This window comes from Exiguobacterium sp. RIT594, assembly GCF_003339585.1.
GTDB lineage: Bacteria > Bacillota > Bacilli > Exiguobacteriales > Exiguobacteriaceae > Exiguobacterium_A.
On the sequence record NZ_QPKF01000001.1, the window covers coordinates 549536 to 575487 of the forward strand.

General features: G+C 44.7%; 27 protein-coding genes and 1 other annotated feature. Of the genes, 23 read left to right on the plus strand and 4 right to left on the minus strand.

Going from position 1 to position 25952, the window contains the following annotated elements; all coding sequences use genetic code 11:
- The first annotated feature begins 35 nt into the window (after window positions 1–35).
- The 13 genes from alaS to DVG79_RS02745 all read left to right on the plus strand — a co-directional run bounded on the left by alaS (window position 36) and on the right by DVG79_RS02745 (window position 12134).
- Window positions 36–2678, plus strand: a complete 2643-nt coding sequence (alaS, locus tag DVG79_RS02685) for an alanine--tRNA ligase (RefSeq protein ID WP_114595353.1) — start codon at window positions 36–38, stop codon at window positions 2676–2678.
- Window positions 2679–2712: 34 nt separating this feature from the next.
- On the plus strand, window positions 2713–2982 hold the full coding sequence (locus DVG79_RS02690) for an IreB family regulatory phosphoprotein (protein WP_026827846.1): 270 nt from the start codon (window positions 2713–2715) through the stop codon (window positions 2980–2982).
- Window positions 2979–3401, plus strand: coding sequence for a Holliday junction resolvase RuvX (ruvX, locus tag DVG79_RS02695; protein ID WP_026827847.1), 423 nt, complete (start codon window positions 2979–2981; stop codon window positions 3399–3401). The genes DVG79_RS02690 and ruvX overlap by 4 nt, the downstream gene beginning before the upstream one ends.
- Before the next feature lie 12 nt (window positions 3402–3413).
- Window positions 3414–3701 (plus strand): DUF1292 domain-containing protein, encoded by a 288-nt coding sequence (locus DVG79_RS02700; RefSeq protein WP_012370940.1) that lies wholly within the window; start codon window positions 3414–3416, stop codon window positions 3699–3701.
- Window positions 3685–3981 carry a DUF1292 domain-containing protein gene (locus DVG79_RS02705; protein ID WP_233494510.1) on the plus strand — a complete coding sequence of 99 codons (297 nt, stop codon included), beginning with the start codon at window positions 3685–3687 and terminating at the stop codon, window positions 3979–3981. The genes DVG79_RS02700 and DVG79_RS02705 overlap by 17 nt, the downstream gene beginning before the upstream one ends.
- An 81-nt stretch (window positions 3982–4062) precedes the next feature.
- The gene (mltG, locus tag DVG79_RS02710) at window positions 4063–5211 is read left to right on the plus strand and encodes an endolytic transglycosylase MltG (protein WP_114595354.1); all 1149 of its coding nucleotides are present in this window, start codon (window positions 4063–4065) and stop codon (window positions 5209–5211) included.
- Window positions 5212–5283: 72 nt separating this feature from the next.
- Window positions 5284–5925, plus strand: a complete 642-nt coding sequence (locus DVG79_RS02715) for an O-methyltransferase (protein ID WP_114595355.1) — start codon at window positions 5284–5286, stop codon at window positions 5923–5925.
- A gap of 20 nt (window positions 5926–5945) precedes the next feature.
- Window positions 5946–6593: a uridine kinase gene (gene udk / locus DVG79_RS02720; RefSeq protein WP_012370936.1), complete on the plus strand. Its 648-nt coding sequence runs from the start codon at window positions 5946–5948 to the stop codon at window positions 6591–6593.
- A gap of 56 nt (window positions 6594–6649) precedes the next feature.
- On the plus strand, window positions 6650–7123 hold the full coding sequence (gene greA, locus DVG79_RS02725) for a transcription elongation factor GreA (protein WP_012370935.1): 474 nt from the start codon (window positions 6650–6652) through the stop codon (window positions 7121–7123).
- 58 nt (window positions 7124–7181) lie between these two features.
- Complete coding sequence (gene mtnN / locus DVG79_RS02730) at window positions 7182–7886, plus strand: 5'-methylthioadenosine/S-adenosylhomocysteine nucleosidase (RefSeq protein WP_114595356.1); 705 nt, start codon at window positions 7182–7184, stop codon at window positions 7884–7886.
- Window positions 7887–7997: 111 nt separating this feature from the next.
- Entirely contained in the window at window positions 7998–8942 is a 945-nt protein-coding gene (locus tag DVG79_RS02735) for a beta-ketoacyl-ACP synthase III (protein ID WP_114595357.1), read from the plus strand.
- 1 nt (window position 8943) lies between these two features.
- Window positions 8944–10182, plus strand: a complete 1239-nt coding sequence (gene fabF, locus DVG79_RS02740; protein WP_114595358.1) for a beta-ketoacyl-ACP synthase II — start codon at window positions 8944–8946, stop codon at window positions 10180–10182.
- 305 nt (window positions 10183–10487) lie between these two features.
- On the plus strand, window positions 10488–12134 hold the full coding sequence (locus tag DVG79_RS02745) for a peptide ABC transporter substrate-binding protein (RefSeq protein ID WP_114595359.1): 1647 nt from the start codon (window positions 10488–10490) through the stop codon (window positions 12132–12134).
- Window positions 12135–12247: 113 nt separating this feature from the next.
- Here DVG79_RS02745 and trpS read toward each other — a convergent pair whose 3' ends face one another.
- Window positions 12248–13249 carry a tryptophan--tRNA ligase gene (trpS, locus tag DVG79_RS02750; RefSeq protein ID WP_114595360.1) on the minus strand — a complete coding sequence of 334 codons (1002 nt, stop codon included), beginning with the start codon at window positions 13247–13249 and terminating at the stop codon, window positions 12248–12250.
- A 54-nt stretch (window positions 13250–13303) separates the two neighbouring features.
- Window positions 13304–13508 (minus strand) — a binding site (T-box leader).
- A 56-nt stretch (window positions 13509–13564) separates the two neighbouring features.
- Window positions 13565–13945 (minus strand): DUF3899 domain-containing protein, encoded by a 381-nt coding sequence (locus DVG79_RS02755; RefSeq protein ID WP_114595361.1) that lies wholly within the window; start codon window positions 13943–13945, stop codon window positions 13565–13567.
- A 270-nt stretch (window positions 13946–14215) separates the two neighbouring features.
- Here DVG79_RS02755 and DVG79_RS02760 point away from each other — a divergent pair, with 270 nt between their 5' ends.
- The 5 genes from DVG79_RS02760 (at window position 14216) to DVG79_RS02780 (ending at window position 20182) form a co-directional block, all read left to right on the plus strand.
- Window positions 14216–15832, plus strand: a complete 1617-nt coding sequence (locus DVG79_RS02760) for a peptide ABC transporter substrate-binding protein (protein WP_114595362.1) — start codon at window positions 14216–14218, stop codon at window positions 15830–15832.
- A 338-nt stretch (window positions 15833–16170) separates the two neighbouring features.
- Window positions 16171–17097, plus strand: coding sequence for an oligopeptide ABC transporter permease (gene opp3b, locus DVG79_RS02765; protein WP_114595363.1), 927 nt, complete (start codon window positions 16171–16173; stop codon window positions 17095–17097).
- The gene (opp3C, locus tag DVG79_RS02770; RefSeq protein WP_114595364.1) at window positions 17097–18128 is read left to right on the plus strand and encodes an oligopeptide ABC transporter permease; all 1032 of its coding nucleotides are present in this window, start codon (window positions 17097–17099) and stop codon (window positions 18126–18128) included. Before opp3b ends, opp3C begins: the two co-directional genes overlap by 1 nt.
- A 27-nt stretch (window positions 18129–18155) precedes the next feature.
- Entirely contained in the window at window positions 18156–19229 is a 1074-nt protein-coding gene (locus DVG79_RS02775) for an ABC transporter ATP-binding protein (protein ID WP_114595365.1), read from the plus strand.
- Complete coding sequence (locus tag DVG79_RS02780; protein ID WP_114595366.1) at window positions 19229–20182, plus strand: ABC transporter ATP-binding protein; 954 nt, start codon at window positions 19229–19231, stop codon at window positions 20180–20182. Before DVG79_RS02775 ends, DVG79_RS02780 begins: the two co-directional genes overlap by 1 nt.
- Before the next feature lie 49 nt (window positions 20183–20231).
- On the opposite strand, the gene DVG79_RS02785 is transcribed toward DVG79_RS02780, so the two are convergent.
- Window positions 20232–20765, minus strand: a complete 534-nt coding sequence (locus DVG79_RS02785; protein WP_114595367.1) for an HD domain-containing protein — start codon at window positions 20763–20765, stop codon at window positions 20232–20234.
- 222 nt (window positions 20766–20987) lie between these two features.
- On the opposite strand from DVG79_RS02785, the gene DVG79_RS16150 reads away from it, so the two are divergent.
- The 3 genes from DVG79_RS16150 to mecA all read left to right on the plus strand — a co-directional run bounded on the left by DVG79_RS16150 (window position 20988) and on the right by mecA (window position 22497).
- Window positions 20988–21125 carry a hypothetical protein gene (locus tag DVG79_RS16150; protein WP_012370921.1) on the plus strand — a complete coding sequence of 46 codons (138 nt, stop codon included), beginning with the start codon at window positions 20988–20990 and terminating at the stop codon, window positions 21123–21125.
- A gap of 177 nt (window positions 21126–21302) precedes the next feature.
- On the plus strand, window positions 21303–21701 hold the full coding sequence (gene spxA, locus DVG79_RS02790; protein ID WP_012370920.1) for a transcriptional regulator SpxA: 399 nt from the start codon (window positions 21303–21305) through the stop codon (window positions 21699–21701).
- A 169-nt stretch (window positions 21702–21870) separates the two neighbouring features.
- Complete coding sequence (mecA, locus tag DVG79_RS02795; RefSeq protein ID WP_114595368.1) at window positions 21871–22497, plus strand: adaptor protein MecA; 627 nt, start codon at window positions 21871–21873, stop codon at window positions 22495–22497.
- Between the two features lie 72 nt (window positions 22498–22569).
- On the opposite strand, the gene DVG79_RS02800 is transcribed toward mecA, so the two are convergent.
- Window positions 22570–23292: an SDR family NAD(P)-dependent oxidoreductase gene (locus DVG79_RS02800; protein WP_114595369.1), complete on the minus strand. Its 723-nt coding sequence runs from the start codon at window positions 23290–23292 to the stop codon at window positions 22570–22572.
- A gap of 61 nt (window positions 23293–23353) precedes the next feature.
- Between DVG79_RS02800 and cls the strand changes: the two genes are divergently transcribed.
- Both cls and DVG79_RS02810 read left to right on the plus strand, forming a co-directional pair.
- Window positions 23354–24865, plus strand: coding sequence for a cardiolipin synthase (gene cls, locus DVG79_RS02805; RefSeq protein ID WP_114595370.1), 1512 nt, complete (start codon window positions 23354–23356; stop codon window positions 24863–24865).
- Window positions 24866–24879: 14 nt separating this feature from the next.
- On the plus strand, window positions 24880–25947 hold the full coding sequence (locus tag DVG79_RS02810) for a competence protein CoiA (protein WP_114595371.1): 1068 nt from the start codon (window positions 24880–24882) through the stop codon (window positions 25945–25947).
- Window positions 25948–25952: the final 5 nt, after the last annotated feature.

Consider the following 25952-nt stretch of genomic DNA (forward strand, 5'->3'; position numbering starts at 1 on the left):
CGTTCAGGACAAATTAATCAATGGGGGTATTTTCGATGAAACCATTAAAACCGTTGACGGGTGCACAAATCCGTCAGATGTATCTCGACTTTTTCCAGTCTAAAGGACATGCAATCGAACCAAGCGCATCGCTCGTTCCAATCGAGGATCCAACATTACTGTGGATCAATTCGGGTGTCGCTACGTTAAAAAAATATTTTGATGGACGAGTGATTCCGCAAAATCCGCGGATTGTCAACGCGCAAAAATCAATCCGGACGAACGATATCGAAAATGTCGGAAAAACAGCACGTCACCATACATTCTTTGAAATGCTTGGAAACTTTTCTGTCGGCGACTACTTCCGTGAAGATGCAATCAAATGGGGCTGGGAACTCTTGACGAGTGACGAGTGGTACGGACTTGATCCGGACCGTCTTTCCGTGACGATTCATCCGGAAGACGACGCAGCACGTCAAATCTGGCTCGAACTTGGTGTGCCGGCTGAACGCATCATTCCGTTGGAAGATAACTTCTGGGAAATTGGTGAGGGTCCTTCAGGTCCGAACACAGAGATTTTCTTCGACCGTGGACCGGCTTTCGGCGACGATCCGAACGATTCTGAATTGTATCCGGGCGGCGAAAACGAACGGTATCTCGAAATCTGGAACATCGTGTTCAGTCAATATAATCATGATGGACACGGCAATTACACAGAATTACCGCGTAAAAACATCGATACCGGGATGGGTCTTGAGCGGATGGCGAGCGTCATGCAAGATGTGCCGACGAACTTTGACACGGACTTGTTCATGCCAATCATCCACAAGACAGAAGAACTCAGCGGTAAACGTTACCGTGAAGACACGAAACTCGATGTTGCGTTCAAAGTCATTGCTGACCACATCCGGACGGTTGCCTTTGCAATCGGAGACGGCGCGTTGCCTTCGAACGAAGGACGCGGTTATGTCTTACGCCGCCTGCTTCGTCGTGCTGTCCGTTATGCAAAAATGCTCGGAATCGAACGTCCGTTCATGTACGAGCTCGTTGATACGGTCGGTAACGTCATGGTCGATTTTTATCCACAAGTTCCGGAAAAAGCAGATTTCATCAAACGTGTCATTAAAAACGAGGAAGAACGATTCCACGAGACGTTACATGATGGTCTTGCCATCTTAAACACCGTGGCACAAGCAGCGAAGGAGAATGGTGAACACGTCATCAGCGGAGAAGATGCCTTCCGTTTGTATGATACGTATGGTTTCCCGCTCGAATTGACGGTTGAATATGCGGAAGATCATCAGATGTCTGTCGATGAAGAAGGATTTAAACGGGCAATGGATGAGCAACGGAAGCGTGCCCGTGCTGCCCGCGAAGACGGCGGTTCGATGCAACAACAATCAGAAGTGTTGGCAACGTTGACTGTTCCGAGCCAGTTCATTGGTTATACGGACCTTGAGACGGATGCTAAAATCATTGCTTTGTTGCATGATGGAGAACGAGTGACAGAAGTCGCTGCCGGCGAAGAAGCACAATTGTTGCTTGATATTACTCCGTTTTATGCAGAAAGCGGTGGAGAAGTGGCGGACACAGGAACCATTACAGGTCCCGATTTTGTCCTCGATGTCAAAGATGTTCAAAAAGCACCGAACGGTCAAAACCTGCATACCGTTGTTGTTCGGACGGGGATTGTTTTGGCAGATGCGACAGTTCATGCAACAGTCGAAGCGTCGTCACGTCAAGCCATCACAAAGAACCATACGGCAACCCACCTGTTGCACAAAGCATTAAAAGATACACTCGGGACACACGTCAACCAAGCCGGTTCACTCGTTTCGGCAGATCGTCTCCGGTTCGACTTCTCGCACTTCGGAGCAGTCACGGCTGAAGAATTGACAACGATCGAACAGGATGTCAACCAAGCAATTTGGGCATCACTTGCAGTCGACATTGAAGAGATGAACATTGCTGATGCGAAAGCAAAAGGTGCAATGGCCTTGTTTGGTGAAAAATACGGTGAGACGGTTCGTGTCGTTTCGGCCGGAACATATTCCATTGAACTATGTGGCGGAATCCACGTCCGCAATACGGCAGAAATTGGTCTGTTCAAGATTGTTTCCGAATCAGGAATCGGAGCCGGAACACGACGAATCGAAGCAGTCACAGGCGCTGGAGCATACCATGTGATGAACGGTCATCTGCAGACACTCGAGCAGGCAGCACGCGTACTGAAAACGAAGACGACTGAAGTACCGGGACGGATTGAAGCACTTCAAGTCCAGCTCCGCGAAACGGAACGGGCACACGAATCCCTACAAGCAAAACTGGCAAACATTGAAGCAGCATCATTGAAAGACGATGTCGAGCAAATCAATGGAGTCCAAGTCCTTGCGAAGCAAGTCGACGTCTCGGATATGGATGCGCTTCGCGGTATGATGGATGAATTGAAGTCGAGTCTCGGTTCGGCAATCATCGTCCTCGGCAGCGCGCAGGGAGATAAAGTCAACCTCGTTGCAAGTGTCTCGAAAGACTTGATTGATCAAGGATACCATGCCGGTAAACTGATCAAGGAAGTAGCGACGCGTTGCGGCGGTGGCGGTGGCGGCCGTCCGGACATGGCACAGGCTGGCGGAAAAGATCCAGCAAAATTAAACGAAGCTCTTGCGTTTACTTCACATTACGTGCAATCACTGGCATAATAGAGAAGTAGTGTAAATGAAAGAGGTGATTAACGTGAGTCAGATGGATCAAACGATGAAATTTAATTTTCCAGAAGACGATAGCCAGGCGGCAACACGCGAAGTATTGCTGACGGTCTATCATGCTTTAGAAGAAAAAGGCTATCATCCGATCAACCAAATCGTCGGATATCTACTTTCCGGTGATCCTGCTTACATTCCTCGTCATAACGATGCACGTAATATGATCCGAAAGATTGAGCGTGATGAACTACTGGAAGAACTCGTGAAATCTTATCTATCGGAGAGTGGAGACAAAAAATGAAGCGTGCCATCGGACTTGATGTCGGTTCGAAGACGATTGGTGTTGCGGTGAGTGATTTGATGGGCTGGACAGCACAAGGCATCGAGACCATTAAATGGACAGAACCTGAATATCCGGTCGCCTTCAAGCGACTCGAGGCAATTATTAAGGAATACGGTGTCGAAATCATCGTCATCGGACATCCGAAAAACATGAATGGATCAATTGGTCCTAGAGCTGAGGCGAGTGAAGCGTTCGCGCGTGAAATCGAGACACAGACAGGCCTTTCGACTGTTCTTGTCGACGAGAGATTGACGACGATGCAGGCAGAACGTATGCTGATCGATGCCGATGTCAGTCGAAAAAAACGGAAACAAGTCATCGATAAGATGGCAGCAGTCATGATCCTGCAATCTTATTTGGATCGGGCAAATCGATAAGGAGGAAATGAGATGTCTGAAGAAAAACGGCAGTATCTCTTTCCTGATGAAGACGGTGGCGAACATCTTTTCGAAGAATGGTACCGTTATGTCAGTGAGCGAACCGGCAAGACCTATCTATTTCTCGAAATGATTGGTCATCCGGAAGAGGGCGCAGATGATTTGATCATTTGTGAAATCGACGAGTTTGGCGAAGGCGAAGATGATTTTGAATTGAGCCTGATTGATGAAAACGATGAGCAGACCTGGGATGAACTTGAGGCTGCACTAAAGGAGCGGATGAATGATGCAACAGAATGAACCTACACATTACGTAATTCCCGATGGAGAAGGTAATGAATTTAAATTTGCCGAGCGTTTACGGTATGAAAGCCCGCGCTCAAGCAAAACGTATATTTTCCTTGAGCCAGTCGGCGCGGATTATGATGAAGCGGAAGAAGTCGACATCTTTGTTTATGAGTTAGAAGAATATGGTGATGGTGATGATGACTTCAACCTTGTTCCGATCGCAGAAGACGATGCAGAAACTTGGGATGAAATCGAAGAAGTCTTTAATACATTAGAAGACGAGCTTGACTAAACCGACTCGTGTATAAGGTGGTGTCGTCAGAGCAGTAGCTCTTTCGATATCACCTTGTTTTAAGAGAAGAAGGAGGAACCGATGGAGAATGAATGGAAGAAAAATGCTGAAATCGAACAGAAACGTCGCCGGACATCGCGCCGGATTACGTTAATCATCCTTTCAGTATTATTCACGATTTTCTTAGTAGCAGGAGCAGCCATCTACATCTTTTTAAAGAGTTCACTCGAGCCGGTCAACGAAGAGGCAACGAAGTCCGTCAAGGTCGAAATTCCCTTAGGCGCCGGAACAAGTACGATTTCAAGCATTCTCAAGGAAAAAGATTTAATCGCGAACGAAACGATTTTCCGCTATTATGTCCGCTATAAGAATGAATCGTCATTCCAAGCCGGGACATACACATTGACGCAAGCGATGACACCGGATGAAATCATCAATGAGTTAAAGACCGGAACGATCATGAAAGCAGCAGATGTTAAAATTACGATTCCTGAAGGGATTACGATGGATCGTCAAATTGCCATCATTGCGAAAGCAACCGGTTTTAAAGCTGACTCGATCCGAAAATCATTGACGGATGAGGCGTATATCAAGACATTAATTGACAAGTATCCGATGTTAACGGATGAAGTGACGAAACAGGGAGTCCTTTATTCACTCGAAGGATACCTCTTCCCGGCGACATACGAATTCGACAAAGGAAAAAGTATCAATCAAATTGCCGAAACGATGTTAGATGAGACGGAAAAGATTTATGATGAGAACACCGATGCGATTAAGAAATCAGGCATGACCTTCCATGAAGTGTTGAGTCTCGGATCGATGGTCGAGCGGGAAGCCGCGACACCAGACGATCGTCGTGAGATTGCCGGTGTCTTTACGAATCGCCTCAACGACGGGATGAAACTTCAATCGGATCCAACGGTCTGGTACGGTACAGGAGAAAACACAGCACTGACGACATTGAAGGATCTGGAGAACAATTCGAAATACAATACGTACAAGTATGAAGGTATTCCGATTGGTCCGATTTCAACGGTCAGTAAAGATTCGATTCTTGCCGTCCTTAATCCGAAAAAGACGAAATATGTTTATTTCTTTGCCCGACCACCAAGCGATAAAAATCCACGGGGTCAAATTCTTTATGAAGAAACCTATGAGGAACATCAACGAAATGTTGTGAAGTATAAACCGGAATGGGTCGAATACGAAGCAAGTAAAGAGCAATGAACAAGGGGTTGATCGGGAACGGTATGTTCGTTCCCGGTCAACCTGTTTATGCGCAGAAGGAGTGAATTCCGAATGAATGATTTTACAGCGTATGTCGAAGGGATGATTCGACCGCGTGATCCCTTGTTACAGGAAATGGAAGTATACGCGAAAGAGCACCATATTCCAATCATTGAACTGACGGGATCGGAAGTTTTGTTATCGTTGTTGACGTTACAACAACCGAAACGAATTCTCGAACTTGGAACAGCGATTGGTTACAGTGCAATTCGGATGGCTCGTGCCTTACCGGATGCCCGGATCACGACGGTTGAACGAAATGCGAAACGATACGCCGAAGCCAAGATGTTCATTGAACGTTCAGACGTCGCGGACCGGATTGACATCGTTTTTGCGGATGCAGTAGAATTAGCCGAAACCCTTGAACAGCAGTTCGATGCCGTATTCATCGATGCAGCGAAAGGACAGTATAAAAAATTCTTTAACGGTTATGGGCGATTGGTGCCAATAGGCGGAGTTTTATATACGGATAACCTGTTTTTGCACGGAGATGTCCTCGAGACAGATCCGAAGACCTTTGACCGGAGAAGACGGCGTCTTGTCCGTCTGGTCAAAGAATTCACGGCATGGATGATGGAGCAAGACCAATATGATACGACGATTTTCCCACTTGGAGACGGAGTCTCCGTCAGTCGGAAAGTAAAGTCGGAATGAATGATGGAGGTATGAATTCAATGCAAAAACCGGTTGTAATTGGTGTGGCTGGAGGAACAGGTTCAGGAAAGACGACAGTTGCACGGTCACTTGTCGACGCGTTCCCGAGTGAATCCATCGTCATGATCGAGCAGGATGCTTACTATAAGGATCAAAGTGAATTATCGATGGAAGAGCGTTATCAAACGAACTATGATCACCCGTTTGCCTTTGATAACGATTTATTGATCGAACACATTAAGGCACTGCGAGAAAATCAGGCGGTTGAAAAACCGGTCTATGATTACGTTGCACACACACGGGCAACGGAAACGATTCCGCTTGATCCACGCGACGTCATCATCGTCGAAGGTATTTTGGCGCTTGAAGACGAGCGTTTACGGGAATTGATGGATATTAAAGTCTTCGTGGATACAGATGCCGATGTTCGGATTCTGCGCCGGATGCAACGTGATATGAATGAACGGGGGCGGTCAATTGATTCCGTCGTCGAACAGTATACGAAGGTCGTCCGTCCGATGCATCTTCAGTTTTGTGAACCAACAAAACGATATGCCGACATCATTGTTCCCGAAGGTGGCGAAAACCATGTGGCAATCGATTTACTCGTCACGAAGATCCGGGCAATTCTCGATTATCGGTCTTCACTTGATCAAAGAGGATATTGATTCCAAAAAAGATGTGAATATACTATACTAGTGGAATAAAAAGGAGCGTGACAAAAATGGCAGAAAAACAGTATTACATGACGCTTGAAGGTAAAGCGAATGTTGAAAACGAATTAAACGAACTGAAGTCAGTCCGCCGTAAAGAAGTTGTCGAAAACATTAAGATTGCCCGTTCATTTGGTGACTTGTCGGAAAACGCGGAATATGATTCAGCGAAAGAAGAACAAGCAATGGTCGAAGGCCGGATTGCTCAACTGGAAGAGATGTTACGCAACGTTGCCATCATCTCGGAAGATGAGAAGGATATCTCGGTTGTTGGGATCGGGACGACAGTTACCTTCCTGATCCTTGAAGACAATGAAGAAGAGACGTATACGATTGTTGGTAGTGCAGAAGCCGATCCGTTCACGGGTAAAATCTCGAACGAATCACCGATTGCGAAAAGTCTGTTCGGTCACAGCGTCGGTGAACAAGTATCCGTTCAAGCACCCGGCGGAGATTTCGCTGTAAAAATTACATCAATCAAGTAAATACGAATTAACAGCAGCCGGAGCAATCCGGTTTTCTGTTTGAACGGGGGGAAAAGACATGCCAATCGCAATCATCGGAGCGATGGAAGAAGAAGTAAACTTACTTCGAAATGAATTATCGGAACGAAAAGATACGGTCATTGCCAACTATCATTTTTATGAAGGGCTGTTGAACAGTGTCCCGGTCGTCATCTTAAAATCCGGTATCGGAAAAGTCAATGCCGCAATCGGAACGACATTACTGCTTGATCATTTCAAGCCAAGTGCCGTCATCAATACCGGTTCAGCCGGCGGATTCAGAGCCGGTTTAAAAGTCGGTGATGTCGTTGTTTCGACGGAAGTCCGTCACCATGATGTCGACGTGACGGCGTTTGGTTACGAGTATGGTCAAGTCCCGGGGATGCCGGCTGCCTATACAGCTGATCCAAAATTGATTGCAACAGCGGAAGCTGTCATTGAACGAATGGATGCGATTCGGGTCGTCCATGGTTTGATCGTGACAGGTGATTCGTTCATCCATGATACGGAGCGTTCAAACCTCATTAAAACGAACTTCCCGGATGTCGCGGCAGTTGAGATGGAAGCAGCACCGATTGCACAAGTCTGCCATCAATTTAATGTCCCGTTCGTCGTGACACGTTCGATTTCTGACAGTGCCGATGAAGAAGCATCTCTGTCATTTGATGAATTCCTGGAGATTGCTTCGATTAATTCGGCGAAGATGGTCATGGAAGTCGTCCGTACATTAGCTGATTCAGAGTAATCTGGATGACGTAAAAGAAGGTCTCTCAACGGGAGGCCTTCTTTTCTCTTTGACAAAATGTGTTTAACGCTTTATATTAGTACCAGATACTAATTTCAAAGGAGCAATCATATGAATATCGGAATTGTAGGACTCGGTACATCATTACCCGAACACCGGATGACAAATGATGATTTAGCAGCGACACTCGATACGAGTGATGAATGGATTCGGACACGTACAGGAATCGGCGCACGGCGGATTGCAGATGATGCAGTCGATGTCACGGATTTAGCGACGGAAGCAGCGGAAAAAGCATTGGCAGATGCCAACCTGACAGCCGACGATATCGGACTGATTGTTGTCGGAACGGCAACCGGGCGTGCTTTCCCGTCAACGGCCTGTATCGTTCAGGAGCGGATCGGCGCACTTGGTGCGACAGCTTTTGATATTAGCGCAGCCTGCAGCGGATTCATTTTTGCCCTACAGACGGCTTCGAGTATGATGACGGCAACGGGATCAAAACACGCACTCGTCATCGGAGCAGAGAAGATGTCCAGCATCGTTGACTGGTCAGACCGGTCGACAGCCATCTTGTTCGGTGACGGTGCCGGAGCAGTTGTCCTCGGTCCAACCGAGCAACAAGGATTGAATGCCTTTGAACTGGGCACGGATGGCCGCGGAGCACATCTGTTATTTAAAAACTTGGATGGTCCGATTGAAATGAACGGCCGGGAAGTGTTTAAGTTCGCGGTCCGCAAGTTACCGGACATCGTGGAAAAAGTCATTCAAAAAGCGGATGGAACGCTGGCGGAACTTGATTTACTGATTCCGCATCAAGCGAATTTACGGATCATCGATGCAGCACGTGAACGGCTTGGGATTGCAGAAGAAAAAGTGATTGTGACGATTGACGAACATGCGAATACATCTGCTGCGTCAATACCACTTGCACTAGAAGAGGCACGGCGACAAGGAAGATTGTCACCGGGGACGACACTTGTCCTCGCCGGATTCGGCGCAGGTTTGACATGGGGAGCAGCTTATATTACTTGGACTAAAGGGGAGAACACATAAAATGATGAGAAAACGTGTAGTAGTAACAGGTATGGGCGCACTGACGCCAATCGGTAATGACGTCGACACATTTTGGAACGCTTTAAAGGCCGGAGAAAACGGGATTCGTCCGATGGAGCGTCTGGATATCGATGAATATCCAACGAAAGTCACGGGAGAACTACAGAATTTTGATGTTACAGAATTCATAGAAGCAAAAGAAGCACGGAAAATGGACCGTTTCGTTCATTATTCACTTGTTGCCAGTATGGAAGCAGTCAAAAATGCTGATCTGGATGTTAAAGCCAATGCTGAACGTATCGGCGTCTGGATCGGATCAGGAATCGGCGGCGTCGAAACAATCGAAAAACAGGCGAAAATTTATTTTGAACGGGGACACCGCCGTGTCAGCCCATTCTTCATTCCGATGATGATTCCGAACATGGCCAGTGGTCAAGTTTCGATTTATACAGGTGCAAAAGGACCGAATAACTGTTCCGTCACCGCATGTGCTTCCGGTACGAACGCGATTGGCGAAGCGTTACGCGTCATTGAACGCGGCGACGCGGACGTCATGATTGCCGGTGGATCAGAAGCACCGATTACCAATCTTGCATTTGCCGGTTTTTGTGCCAATAAAGCGATGTCGACGAACCATGATCCAAACACGGCAAGCCGTCCGTTTGATGAAGGCCGTGACGGATTCGTCATGGGAGAAGGTGCCGGAATCCTGGTACTGGAAGAGTATGAACATGCGATTGCCCGCGGTGCCAAAATCTATGCAGAAGTCAGCGGATACGGATTAACGGCCGATGCATACCATATCACAGCACCAGATCCAGATGGTGACGGCGGAGCGCGCGCAATGGCGATGGCGATTCAAGATGCAGGTATTGAGCCGGCTGCCGTTCAATATATCAATGCGCATGGAACAAGTACGCCGATGAATGATGTACTTGAAACGAAAGCAATCCATACCGTATTTGGAAATCATGCTGAAAAATTAGCCATCAACTCGACGAAGTCGATGATTGGTCATTTATTAGGCGGTGCCGGTGGAGTGGAAGCCATCGCGACGATTAAATCATTGCAAGAACAAATCGTTCACCCGACGATTCATTTGGAGAATCCAAGTGAAGGATGTGATCTTGATTACGTGCGCGAGGGAAGCCGGTCATGGGATGTGGAGTATGCCCTCAGCAACTCGCTTGGGTTCGGTGGTCATAATGCTTCACTCGTCTTTAAACGCTATCACGCGTAATTGCGCATAGGAATAGAAGAAGGAAAAGCGATTTAACGGTTCAGATGACCGTTAAATCGCTTTTTTTGAATAAAGAAATTTAGCTTTATTTTATAAAAAGTCACACAAAAAACTAAAAATTCCACTTATTTTCAAATTGTTTTGAAAAAATATTTAGAAAAATCGGATAAAAGGTTTGCAAAATTATCAGAACATTGTAAACTATTTGTAACGAGAGGTTTTGGTCGAATAAAAGTAACGACTTTTTTTTTCGCTCAAAAACCTTAGATTACTAGCTTTGGAAATTTTAGGGGGGTCATCGTATCATGAAAAAGAAAAGTTTTGCACTGGCTACATCTGTAGCCCTCGTTTCAAGCGCGTTCCTTGCAGCTTGTTCGACGACTGATTCAAATGACACATCATCGGGCGACAAAAGTTCAGACAAAAAATCAAGTGAGCAAACGCTAAACTTGATCGAAAGTGCTGATATTCCGACGCTTAACCCAACAACTTCTACGGATGCCGTGTCGTTCAACGTCTTGAACAACACGATGGAAGGTCTTTATCGTTTAGATGACAAGCAACAGCCGACACCAGGTATTGCTGAAAGTCACACAGTTTCTGACGATAAATTGACATACACATTCAAGCTACGTGATGCTAAATGGTCGGACGGTACACCAATCACAGCAAAAGACTTCGAATATGCTTGGAAAGAAGTCTTGAACCCGGAAAATGCTTCGCAATACGCGTATGTTTTCTACAACATCGAAGGTGCTGAAGAATACAACACGAAAAAAGGCGAGCGTGATGCGGTTGGCGTCAAAGCAGTTGACGACAAGACATTCGAAGTCAAATTAAAAGCACCAGCTGATTACTTCCTCGGTTTAACTGGATTCGGACCATTCATGCCGAAATCAGAAGAACTTTCGAAAAAAATCGGTAAGGACTTCGGTTCGACAGCAGATAAATCACTTTACAACGGACCATTCAAGTTAACAGAATGGACACGTGAACAAGGCTGGAAAATGGTCAAAAACGACAACTATTGGGATAAAGATAGCGTCAAGTTGAACACAATCAACGTCAAGGTCGTTAAAGAAACTTCAACAGCAGTTAACCTTTACGAAAAAGGCGATATCGACCGTGCTGGTCTCTCTTCAGAATTCGTTGCTCAGTATCAAGATAATGACGAGTTCAAAACAAAGGGTGAATCTACAATCTTCTACCTTTACTTGAACACGAAAGTCAAAGCATTAAACAACGAAAAAATCCGTCGCGCAATCGACATGGGTTACAATAAAAAAGGAATCACGGACGTCATCTTGGCGAACGGATCACTTCCTGCAAACTATCTCGTACCAAAAGATTTCGCGAAAGATGCTGACGGAAAAGACTTCCGTGAAAAGTACCCGACATTCAACGAGTACAATGCAGACGAAGCGAAAAAACTATGGGAAGAGGGCTTAAAAGAAATCGGTCAAAAATCGGTTGAACTTGAGCTTCTTAACTACGATAGTGATGACGCGAAGAAAATCGGTGAGTTCTTGAAAGGTGAGCTTGAGAAGAACCTTCCAGGCATGAAAGTCACAATCAAGCAACAACCGTTCAAAAACAAACTTGATCTCGAAAACAAAGGCGACTTTGAGTTCTCATTCGCCGGCTGGGGTCCTGACTACCAAGATCCAATGACGTTCCTCGATCTCTTCTTGACTGACGGACCATACAACCGTGGTAAGTGGTCGGATAAAGAGTACGATAAACTCATCAACGATGCAAAAACACAAACGGATGCTACAAAACGTTGGTCAGAGCTTCAAGAAGCAGAGAAAATCCTTCTTGATTCTGCAGCCATCTCGCCTGTTTATCAGCGTGGACGTGCATTCATGGTTAAACCATACGTTAAAGGAATTGTCGAACATAACTTCGGCGCAGATTTCTCGTACAAATGGGCTTCAATCGAAGGTAAATAAGTATAAAAAGTGTTCCCTTAACCGGGAGCACTTTTTTTTGTTGTACAAATAAAAAAAACCTTTCTTCTTAAAACATAAGAAGAAAGGCAAGGATCGTTGAAAGCCAGCTGAAATTATTTCTTTACTTTTGCGCGCTTCCGTTGGAGTCCCATCGCTTTTTCGACTTTCGCCAATTTACGTGAAGCAACCAGATCTGCTTTGTCGCGACCGTTGTCGAGAATCAGGTCGAGTTCTTCTGAATCAATTAAGTCGTAATAGCGTTGCTGGATCGGTTCTAGTTCCGCCACGATGACTTCTGCGACATCTGCTTTAAAGACACCATAGTTCAACCCATCATACTTTGCTTCCAAGTCTTTGATTGAAATACCAGCCAGCAATGAATAAATTTCGAGCAAGTTTGAGACGCCCGGTTTGTTTTCCCGGTCAAATCGAACGATCCCCTCGGAATCCGTTACGGCAGACTTGATTTTTTTGCGAATCACGTCCGGTGCGTCAAGCATCGAAATATAGCCTTTTGGATTCGTATCCGTTTTTGACATCTTTTTATCGGGAGACGTCAAGCTCATGATACGGGCGCCGGTTTCGGCGATGACCGGCTCCGGCATTTTAAATGTTTCGTAATAGCGGCTGTTAAAACGTTGCGCTAAATCACGTGTCAACTCGATATGTTGTTTTTGATCGTCGCCGACTGGAACAAGCTCTGCATCATATAAGAGAATATCGGCTGCCATCAAGGTCGGATAAACAAACAATCCGGCACCAATCCGGTCTTTGCCTTGCGACTTATCTTTATATTGTGTCATACGTTCCAGTTCACCCATACCGGACAGACATGTCAGCATCCAACCGAGCTGAGCGTGCGCTTTAACTTCCGACTGGACGAAGATTGTTGATTTTTCAGGATTGAGTCCGCTTGCGATATAAAGTGCTGCAAGCGCACGTGTGTTGTTCATAAGTTCAATCCGGTCAATTTCGACCGTGATGGAATGTAAGTCGACGATACAGTAATATGCATCGTGTTCGTCCTGCAGATTAACAAAGTGTTTCATCGCGCCAATGTAGTTACCAAGCGTAACCGTACCGGTTGGTTTAATGCCTGAAAAAATCGTTTTCATGAGAATCCCTCCAAAAAAATGAAATAAAAAAAGATGACACATCCCTTGAATCATTCAAGGGACGAGTCATCGCGTTGCCACCCAAGTTGCTAGAAAACTAGCCGCTCATTTGCTGTAACGGGCAGACCCGTCTGATTCTACATCATTTCGAATCAGCCACTCCGAAGTCCATTCCATCTGCGCCGACTGTCCATTTCCACCATCCATGGACTCTCTGTAAGTGGTTATCAGATGTACTACTCTCCATCACTATGTTCTCGTATAACGTTATCTCCACTTTAGCACATGTTTCTTCTAATCGTCATCAAAATTCCGTCAAATGAACGATAAGAGTAAAGAGACGACGATACAAATAAAACCACTCGAGAGATAAGGAGCCGTCCGATTAGAAGCTCGTTTCTGTTTTGCTTCTAAAAGTTCACTTTCTTCATCCTCGTCTTCGTAATAATCCCCATCGACTTCCCGTAACTTTGCTTCCCGTTGTTTTTTAAAGCCGGCAGTGATGCCTTTGAAAAATCCATTGGCAGACATATTGGAGAAGAATCCGATAGCAAGTAACAGAAAACCGGCAATGAACAAACCACCTGACAAATGATAGATCAATGTATGGGTAGAATCAGTAACGACAGCCCAAATCGTATAAATGGTGGTTAAAACCAAAGCAGCAAGAAGCGGACGAAATAATTTAGCAGACATGTTGAACCTCCTACAACAAGATATTAATTTCATTATACGCAAAGTCAAGAGCAGTTACGACTCTGTACTATTCATTACGTATAAAATAGCAAATAGTGTGACTATTCACTTGACGTTATTGTTATTCTCACATAAAATCAATTTATCACTTCGTTTAAGTTTTTGAAACTAGGTCAATGCGTTTTGGGGAACGTTGTGGCAGTTTCGACGAGATGTCTAAAAATCGTTTATATTAAGCGGTTTTGAAAATGAAAAGGAGATGACTCACCGATGAATAAAAAAACAGTCGGTCTCGCGTTATCAGTTATGCTTGCAGGAAGTGTTGTACTTGCAGGTTGTTCAACAACAGGTGACGGAGATAAAGATGCAGGTTCTTCTGAAGGCAAAAAAGTATTACGTTTGACGGATACGTCGGACATTACGACAGTTGATCCGGCGCAAGCAACGGATGCAGTCGCATTCAACATGATCGGAAACACGATGGAAGGTCTCTACCGGTTAGACAAAGACGGGAAAGCGATTCCGGCACTTGCTGAAAAAACAGATATCTCAAGTGATAACCTCACATACACATTCACACTTCGTGATTCGAAATGGTCAGACGGTACACCGGTTAAGGCACAGGATTTTGAGTTTGCATGGAAACGCGCTGTCGATCCAAAAACAGCTTCCGGTTATGCATACATCTTTGATACGGTCAAAAACGGTGCTGATGTCTCGCAAGGAAAAAAACCAGTCGACGAGCTAGGTGTCAAAGCGATTGACGACAAGACACTTGAAGTTAAACTCGAGCGTCCGGCACCATACTTCCTTTCACTCACATCATTCGGAACGTATACACCAATCAGCGAAGATTTCTATAACAAAAACAAAAAAGACTTCTCGCTTAAACCGGATAAGTTGCTTTACAATGGTCCTTTTGTTTGGACATCTTGGAAAACGGATTCAAAACGTGTTCTGACGAAAAACGAAAATTACTGGGATAAAGACAATGTAAAATTGGATGAAGTATCTATCCGCGTCGTAAAAGACAACTCAACCGTTGTGAATCTCTATGATACGGATGAAATCGATTATGCCGGATTGACATCTGAACAAGTAGCAACATATGAATCAAAACCTGAATTCAAGACAGCGCTTCGTTCATCAATCGCTTACTTGAAATTCAACAACGAAGATGCAACGATGAAAAACGTCGATGCACGTAAAGCCATTGCACGGGCTATCGATCCGAAAGGGATTACAGATACGCTACTTGCGAACGGTTCGATCCCGACAACAAGCTTCATTCCGAAAGAATTTATTAAAGATGACGCAGGAAAAGATTATACAAGCGACATCAACTGGTTCGACCGGGATGGAAAAGAGGCAGCTGATCTTTGGAAAAAAGCAAACGGTGATAAGAAAGCAACGATTGAACTCTTGTCATTCGACAGCGAAGACGCGAAGAAAATCAGTGAATACATGAAGGGGCAAATCGAGAAGAACCTTCCGAATGTTACCGTTTCAATTAAACAACAACCGTTCAAAAACAAACTGGATTTAGAAGCAAAAGGCGATTACCAAATGTCTTATGCGCTTTGGGGTCCGGACTATCAAGATCCAATGTCGAACTTATCGATCTTTGAATCGACGAACAGTCAAAATGACGTCAAATACAAATCGTCTGCCTACGATAAATTGTTGAACGCTGCCAACGAAGAATCAGATGTCGCAAAACGTCTTGATCTCTTTAAACAAGCAGAGTCACAATTGATCGAAAAAGACCAAGCGATCGCACCGATTTATCAAGCGGGTGCTGCATTCTTGAGTCGTCCGACGGTCAAAGACTTTAACCGTCAAGTCTTTGGTGCTGACTTCCAGTACAAATATGTTGATGTGAAGTAATTGAAAATGGGAGCGTCCTTGAGAACGTTTTCAAGGAACGCTCCTGTTTTATACGATTTTTTCTGAATGGAAACTCATTTTGTTAGCAGAAATGTGAACTTTTCGTAAAAAATGGGTTCTAATTACTTTGTTAGCAAAGTATAATGGAATCAAACGAAAAATTCTGAAATATTGGTTAACTGTGAAAAAACAGCGGCCAGGGGGGCGTCAATCAGTCCAAAATAAAAAAGAATTTTAATTTTTACAACAAAATTCTTGAATGTTCCGACAATTTTGGGTCATACTGATTTTATTGATGTTTCGAAAAAAACAGAAAATCTTTATAGGGGGTGCCATCTATGGGCCGTTATTTAGCTCAACGCCTTGTTTACGGCGTACTGACGTTTTTACTCATCGCTTCGTTCACTTTCTTCCTAATGGATCTGTTACCAGGTTCACCGTTCCAAAACCAGGAGAAACTTTCTCCTGAACAGTTAGATATCCTGCGGGATAAGTACAACTTGAATGATCCGCTTCCACAACGCTATGCAGCGTACATGGTCAACTTAGTTCAAGGAGACCTCGGTGTATCATTTAAATATGACAGCCGTCCAGTAACAGATTTGATTATGGAACGAATTGGACCATCCGCTCAATTAGGTATTCAAGCCCTTGTTCTCGGTGTATTACTTGGTCTTGTCCTCGGTGTTGTCGCGGCACTTCGCCACAATACAGCAGTTGACTACGGTGCGATGTTCATTTCGGTACTAGGAATTTCCGTGCCATCATTCGTATTTGCGTCACTTCTTCAATATTATATCGGAGTGAAATGGGGCGTATTGCCAGTAGCCTTCTGGGAAAGTCCAGCACATACGATTCTTCCGACCGTTTCCTTATCGCTTGGAGTAACGGCCTCGATTGCCCGTTTCGTTCGAACGGAGATGCTTGAAGTCACCGGTCAGGATTACGTGACGCTCGCTAAGGCAAAAGGCCTAGACGGTCAATCGATCACTTGGAAACACATGGTGCGTAACGCGTTGATTCCAGCAATCACGATTCTTGGACCAATGACAGCGGCCTTGATTACCGGAACATTCGTCATCGAAAAAATCTTTGCCGTACCGGGTCTCGGTGAATTGTTCGTTTCGTCCATCACACAAAATGACTATACGGTTATCATGGGGACAACGCTGTTCTTCTCGGCAGTCTTTATCTTTATGATCTTGCTCGTCGATATTCTGTACGGTGTCGTCGATCCACGGATTCGTTTGGGGGGTAGCAAATAATGGCAGAACAAAATTCAAATGCAAAAGCAGAACAGTTCGATTCATCGTTGTTCCAACCAGTAGAATTTAATGAACAAGCGGGTGAGCGGATTGCCGGAAAAAGTTTAAACTTCTGGCAGGATGCATGGACACGACTGCGTAAAAACAAAGCGGCGATCCTGTCGCTCGTTATCATCGTCATCATCGCATTGTTATCACTCTTCGGACCGATGTTATCCGGTAGAGATGCATATACCCAAACGATTACTCAAGCTAAACTTCCACCTAAAATCACAGGTCTCGAATGGGCCGGTTTTGACGGAATGGCAACGCTTGGTGAAAAACCAATCGATTTTTATGAAACGAAACAAGTGAAAGATACATTCTGGTTTGGTACGGACCATCTCGGTCGTGACTTATGGTCACGTGTCTGGGAAGGAACACGGATTTCACTCTTCATCGGTCTTGTCGCAGCAATCATTGATGTTCTAGTCGGTGTCACGTACGGCGGAATTTCTGCTTACTACGGTGGACGCGTCGATAACATCATGCAACGGATTGCGGAAATCCTGACAGGGATTCCGAACTTGATTTTAATCATCCTGTTCATCTTGATTCTTGAACCCGGAATCACGACCATCATCCTCGCGATGACGATCACCGGCTGGATTGGGATGAGTCGACTCGTCCGCGGACAAATCCTGAAACTTAAGAACCAGGAATTCGTTCTTGCAGCACGTACACTTGGTGCTTCTAGCGCACGTTTAGTATTCAAACATTTGATTCCAAATACACTCGGTACAATCATCATTTCATTGATGTTCACGATTCCAGGTGCAATCTTCTTCGAGGCTTTCCTAAGCTTCATCGGTCTTGGTCTTGCTCCACCACAACCGTCACTGGGTACATTGATCAATGAGGGATATAAAGAATTAAAAACATTCCCTTACTTGCTCGTCATCCCATCGACAATCCTCGTACTTGTCATGATCAGCTTTAACATGCTAGCCGATGGATTACGTGATGCGTTCGACCCACGTCTGCGTCGCTAACGGAAATAAGAGAGGAGTTCATCCACAATGGAAACTATTTTATCAGTACGCGACCTGACTGTCGCTTTCCATACGTATGCCGGGACGGTTCAAGCCGTCCGTGGCGTATCGTTTGATTTAAAAAAAGGCGAAACACTTGCCATCGTTGGTGAATCCGGTTCAGGTAAGTCGGTTACGTCAAAAGCTATCATGCGTTTGATTCCGAATCCACCCGGTGAAATCACAAAAGGTGAAATCATGTTTGACGGCCGTGACCTGGTCAAACTCTCTGATAAAGAGATGCAGAAAGTCCGTGGTCGTGACATCGCGATGATCTTCCAGGATCCGATGACATCATTAAACCCGACGATGACCATCTTCAAACAGATTGCAGAAGGCTTGAAGCGTCACCAGGGACTAACGGGTGATTCAGCTAAAAAACGGACGCTTGAATTACTGACACTTGTCGGAATTCCGAACCCGGAAGCACGTCTGAAACAATATCCGCACCAACTATCAGGTGGTATGCGTCAACGGATTGTTATCGCGATTGCACTGGCTTGTAATCCTAAAGTCTTGATTGCCGATGAGCCGACGACAGCACTCGATGTTACGATTCAGGCACAGATTCTTGAGTTGCTAAAAGACATCCAGCAAAAAACAGGGACAGCTATCATCTTCATCACTCACGATTTAGGTGTCGTAGCGAACATGGCAGATCGTGTAGCGGTTATGTATGCTGGGAAGTTGATTGAAAAAGGAACAGTCGATGAGATTTTCTATGAGCCACGTCATCCTTACACGTGGGGACTTCTTGGATCTATGCCGCGACCGTCTGACGATCGTTCGCAAGACTTACCGGCAATTCCTGGTACACCACCAAACTTATTGCACCCACCGGTCGGTGATGCATTTGCACCACGTAATCAGTACGCAATGAAAATTGATTTCGAGAAAGAACCTCCGTTCTTCCCGATCACAGATACTCATGAAGCGGCAACTTGGTTGTTACATCCGCAAGCACCGTATGTAGAACCACCAGTAGCCATCCGCGATCTTGCGCTGAAGTATCGTCCAGATAGCACATTCGCGAAATCGCTTCTGAAAGGCGGTCTAAAGTAATGGAGAATCGTAGTAAATTACTTGAAGTAAAAAACCTCAAACAACACTTTAATATCGGTCGTGGCCGTGTCGTCAAAGCCGTTGACGGGTTGTCGTTCGATATTTATGAAGGAGAAGTTCTTGGTCTTGTTGGAGAGTCAGGTTGTGGGAAATCGACAACAGGACGTTCAATCATCGGCTTATACGATGCGACAGACGGAGAAGTCCTTTTCAAAGGTGAAAATGTTCATGGTAAAAAATCGCGTAAAGAGAAATTGAAATTCAACCGTTCGATGCAGATGATTTTCCAAGATCCATATGCATCGTTGAATCCTCGGATGACAGTTGGAGATATCATCGCAGAAGGGATCGATATCCACGGACTTGCGAAGTCGAAAGACGAGCGGAATAACCGTGTATATGATCTTTTGGAAACAGTTGGTTTAACGAAAGAACACGCGAGTCGTTATCCGCACGAGTTCTCAGGTGGACAACGTCAGCGGATCGGGATTGCCCGTGCGTTAGCCGTCGAACCAGACTTCATCATTGCCGATGAGCCAATCTCTGCACTGGATGTATCGATTCAAGCACAGGTCGTCAACCTGATGAAACAATTACAACGTGATCGCAGTCTGACGTATCTGTTTATTGCCCATGATTTATCAATGGTCAAATATATCTCAGATCGAATCGGAGTCATGTATCAAGGTCACCTCGTTGAATTGTGTGACGCGGATCGTCTCTATGAAAATCCAGTCCACGCCTATACGAAATCCTTGTTATCAGCAATTCCACTTCCGGACCCGGAGCATGAGCGGACACGTAAGCGGATCATTTATGACCGTCCGACAGGCGGAGCGGTCGGGAAATCGAGTGAAGACTCAAGTATCCCGCCATTGCGTGAAATCGAACCGGGCCATTATGTCTCAATGACAGATGCAGAACTCGAAGCGTATCAAGCACAGCTTGTGTAATTGAACCAAATTAAAAGGCATTCCTGAAGTTATTCGGGAATGCCTTTTTTTAATTTTCGGAAGCAATACGGGGAAGGTTGTTGAAACGGTGGACAACCGAGTCAAGAGCATGCAGACGGCTGACAGCTTCTTCGAATGGAATTTTCTCATAATGATGGAGACCACCTGGCTGTTCTTCAAGCGTGTCGGCATCATGGACCAATTGTTGCAACGGAGTCCGGTTGATCGTACCCGGTGGTAAATAGGAATCCGTATGCAACAGAACGGCAAGAGCAATTTCTTTTGCCCGTTCCGGTTCTTCACCGAGCCGAATCAGTAATTTATGCGCCCGTTCCGCTCCTTTGATCGCATGGATGTCATTTTGACGGTAGAGATCATAATTCCAAGTGCCGTCTGTATACCATTCATAATGACCAATATCATGAAGCAGGGCAGCCTTCGTTGCCGTATCTGCATCCAAACCGCGCTGGGTAGCGAGTGTCAATGCCTGTTCTGCTACGGAAATGGCATGATTCAAGCCGGATCGTTCTAAATATTTTTGGGCAATCGGGTGTTCAATGATAGTGACAAGGGTAACTGACATAAAAAATAACTCCTTTCACGAGTAAGTATTTCTATACACTTTACGTGAAGTGGCGAGCAAATGCAACTATTTACTAAAGACAAATCGACAATCTCACATAATTAATTGCTTCAAGTAGGAATAGAAATCAGGTAAACGTGGTATACTAATTAATGTAGAAGATGATAATTTAGCTTTCGTTGGTTAACAGTTCTTTTTTCGGACCGAGTGAGGTGTCGGAGTATGAAAGAACGTGATAAAAAGAAAAAGTTGAAAAAACGCCTTTTGCGGGACATTTTCGAAAAAAAATTAAAAGAGATTAAACTCCCGAAAGCAAAAGAGACGATTTCTCAACCCTTTGATCACACACCAGCTTGCTGAAGCCACCTGGTGGCTCTAGCAAGTTTTTTTACGAAAAGTTCTTTCATCTCAAAACATATATCGGGTTTTATTTTTAATGAAAATCAAAGTAAACTGTCAAGTAATAGAATCATCAACTACTGGGTAATAAATTTACGCAGGAGAAATGATGTGAAATCAGGGGGAGGATGTTTTTCAATGGTAACACTCTATACTTCACCAAGCTGTACTTCTTGTCGTAAAGCGCGCGCGTGGCTTGAAGAACATGAAATCCCATTTGTGGAACGTAATATTTTCTCAGAGCCATTATCGCTTGATGAAATTAAACAAATACTTCGTATGACAGAGGACGGAACAGATGAAATCATCTCGACACGTTCGAAAGTCTTTTCAAAATTAGATGTATCAGTAGAAAATTTATCGTTACAACACTTGTATGACTTGATTCAAGAATATCCAGGTTTATTACGCCGTCCAATTCTGATCGACGAAAAACGTCTTCAAGTTGGATACAACGAGGATGAAATCCGCCGCTTTTTACCGCGAAAAGTCCGTACCTTCCAGTTGTTGGAAGCTCAGCGCCTTGTCAACGAGTAAATTGTAATGAGCACGCTGCTTTCTGAGCAGTGTGCTTTTTGTTACCGCCTAAAAAGGTTAAAATAGAGATAACAAAGGAATATACCCTATATGTTTAATGATTCTTTTGAATCTATGTGAAGTGCTCGTTCGTATACTAGATAAGAGCGAGAGGAAAGGAGTGGACATATTGAAAATCGAACGCGTCAATGACAACACCGTCAAGTTCTTCATTACGTACACGGACATCGAACGCCGCGGCTTCGCCCGAGACGAGATTTGGTACAACCGTGAACGTGGAGAACAGTTATTCTGGCAGATGATGGATGAAGCGAATGAAAAAGAGTCCATCTCCTTCGAAGGTCCACTATGGATACAAGTACAGGCATTTGAAAAAGGTTTAGAAGTCACCGTTACAATCGCTAAAACAACGATTGACGGAGAACAAGTTGACGAAGATGAGTTGGATTCGTTACTTCGTTCCGCGATGTCTGATGCGGAAGAAAAAGAAACGGAACTCAGTCAAGATGTCTTATTTGAAACAACAGATTTCGAGCATATCATTGCCCTTAGCCAATATGCGGAAGCACCGATCTTCGAAGAAGTGAAAACGTCTCTTTATCAAAAAGACGGACTCTACCTGTTGCACCTTCACTTTAAAGAAGAAGCAGAAGTCGAAGAACAGGAAAATGTAATGAGTCTGATTGCAGAGTACTTGAGCTTTAGTGAACAGACGATTCATCCCGTAGCAGAGTATGGAAAAATAATCGTACCTGACGATGTCTTTACGTTCATTCGGAAACATTTTCCGAATTAACAGAATCAAACGGTACAATCAAAAAGGACTGCTCCAATTTGTTTGGAAGCAGTCCTTTGTTGTGTAGAAGAATCAAGTGAGGGTGTAACCACCATCGACAACTAAGGTTTGTCCATTGATGTAACTGGCTTTGTCGGATAATAAAAAGCAGACGACTTCTGCGATTTCAGACGGTTGAGCTGCTTCACCACGTAAATGATGTTTCATCGCTAAATCAAACTTATCTTTTCCACCATATAAGGAATGACTTAACTTCGTGTCGACAGGACCGGGACAGATAGCATTAAAACGATATTTTCCGTGAAACCGAGCAGCGTATGTTTTCGTAAGCGTAAGAAGAGCACTCTTGGAAGAAGCATACGGCAAGAGCATGGCAGGGAATTTGACATGCCCGACAATTGCACTGTTATTGACGATGGAAGCACCACGACTCAGACGTTTGACTGCATGTTGAATGATCTGCTCCGGTGCATGATAATTGACTTGGAACACTTCTTTTTGCTGATCGGTTACGCGTTCCGGCGCCACTGGTTTTCCGAATGTACCCGCATTGTTAAAAATGCCGTCAAGTGTCGGGAATTGTTCTTTTGTATCTTCGAAAAATCGATTTATGTCGGATGGAATCGACAAGTCGACTGGAAAGAAATTGATCCGTCCTTCACCGCGACGTTCTAAATCGCGACCACGTTCCTCATTTCGTCCAAGCGCAAGGACCGTATGTCCTTCCTGTGCCAATTGTAAGGCGGTAGCTTCACCAATTCCGCTTGTTGCACCAGTCACTAGATACGTTTTCATTTTGAATCGTCCCTTCTACATAAAAGTATGTCATTCATAAAAAATTACAGGAGGGGATACCATGTTGCGACGTGTCCAATTACTTATGACGCTGCTTTTGACAGTCAGTCTGATCGGATTTCTTTCTTATTACTGGAGTGTGTACATGGTAGGATGGCTTTCTCTCGTCATCATTCTTGTCGTACTGAGTGTCTTCGTCATCATCCTGCTTGAGAACCGGAATCCGGAACGGACGCTTGTCTGGGCACTTGTCATGATGGCATTACCGGTCGTCGGTGTTTTCGTGTATTTCACCTTTGGTCAAAATTATAGACGAAAAAGAATGTTTCGTCTGAAAGCGATGCTCGATGAAGAGTCTTACATTAAATATCGTACCCAGTTTGATCATGGGATACACAATCGGGTGTTCAAACATGGACATTACACGAAAGTTGTTAAACTTATCGATTCGATCAGCCGCTTGCCGATTTCGTATAATAGCCATACGAAAGTATTGACGAACGGACAAGAGAAATTTCCGTTATTGTTAGCTGAAATCCGTCAAGCAGAACACCATATCCATTTGGAGTACTATATCGTCCGGGATGACGCACTTGCGCTGGAATTGCAAGAAGCATTGATCGAACGTGCAAAAGCCGGAGTAGAGATTCGTTTTTTGTATGATGCTGTCGGTTGTTTCTCAACGGACAAAAGCTACTTTAAAAAGATGGAGACGGTCGGAATCGAAGTCCGTCCATTTTTCCCTGTTGTCCTTCCTTTTATCTCGAGTAAATCCAATTACCGGAATCATCGGAAAATCGTTGTCATTGACGGTACAGTTGCTTTCACCGGTGGAATCAATGTCGGAGACGAATATATGGGAAAAGATAAGATGTTTGGATTTTGGCGAGATACCCACCTGTTGGTCAGGGGAGAAGCCGTCTCGGAGTTGCAGCTGATTTTCCTTCAGGACTGGTACTACATGACGGGAGAACGGTTGTTTACACCGTATTACATGAAACCGCTCGAAGTCGTGGAGGAAGCGACAGGGGGTGTTCAAATCATTGCGAGCGGACCGGATGAACCACATGAAACAATGAAGTCTTTATACTTTGGTTTAATCACGGAAGCCCGCAGTTCGGTTTATATCGCTTCTCCGTATTTAATTCCGGATGAGGACTTGATGACAGCTTTGAAGACCGCCGCCATGTCTGGTATCGATGTCCGAATTCTCTTGCCGAGTTTTCCGGACCATAAAGTTGTTTTTTATGCCAGCCGCTCTTATTTTGACGACTTATTATTAGCAGGTGTAAAGATTTATGAATACAACAAAGGATTCATGCACTCCAAAGTCATCGTAGTCGATGATGCGATTGCGACGATCGGCACAGCGAATATGGACTTAAGAAGCTTCCATTTGAACTTTGAAGTAAATGCCTTTTTGTACGGGACAAATTCAGTTCATGAATTGACACGTGATTTTTATGAAGATTTTTCGAATTCTTCACAGGTCGAACGGAGTGTCTTTATTCAAAGAAGTTTTAGTCAACGTTTGATTGAATCCATTTCGCGGTTATTTTCACCGTTGCTCTAATGAGGAGGAGTAAGATGTTTGAGGCGATGGATGAGCAAGGAAATCGAATCAACAGTCAGCTTGAGACCTTACAATCGTTAGCAGGTAAAATACTGTACTGTCCGTATTGCCAAACACGCCTTCGGATCCGGCAAGGGAAAAAACGGCTGCATTTTGTTCACGTAACGGCCTGTACCGGTGAATCGTCAGAACATCAATTTTGGAAAAAGCGACTTGCGGCCCATTTTGAAAATTTACGATTTAAAGTTGAAGTTGAGGCGGTACGGGGGCGAAGACGATTTGACCTTTTAATATGGCCCGGAGAAATCGGGATTGAGATTCAGCGCTCGAAAATGAGCGCTGAAGAATGGCGACGAAGATGGTCGATCGATCAACAAAGCGGATATCAAGTACGGTGGATCGGGTTTCATGAGTCGAGCGGTCAGTTTCTTAAGCTCGATGGCTGGATGAAACCGGCATTTATGAAGAATGGTTATGTTGATTTAATCGAGCAGGAACGAATCGTCCGCTACATGCATCCATTTCCGTTCGCACAACGTTTTGTAATCTGTCAGCGCGTATCCTTGTCAGTGGAGCAATTTCTTTTCCCGCGTCCGGTTCCGCAACAATTCCTCGAACGACCATGGATGACACTGATAAAACACTATCGGCTTCGTCCGTTTTTTTCTTCGTTACCGCATCGTTATGTACGCGATCCTCTTTATCACTCCAATCTTTGTGTCTCTACACTTCCATCCTGGTGTTTTTTGCCCTTATCTGCCTTACTTTCCGTACCCGTCCATCCTTTTGAAATTCAAATAGCAGTTTACCTGCGCTTAAAAGGGAATTATTCCGTGCCCAATCTCCTTTCATTTCTTACAGAATGTCTGACACAGTCGACGATTCGATTCGAGCAATCTGATTTATATGTTCTGATTGAAGAATGGATGGCGATGATCAACTTTCTTCAATACCATCTGTCTAAACTTTTTCAAAACCGTCCTGCTGATTTATCAGCTCGCTTGGAAGAAGATCAAAAGTTAGCAGGAGCGCTTCGTTTGTTTGTCGAAAGGGAAACAGGTATAAATGAAGTAAAGGAGTGATTCAA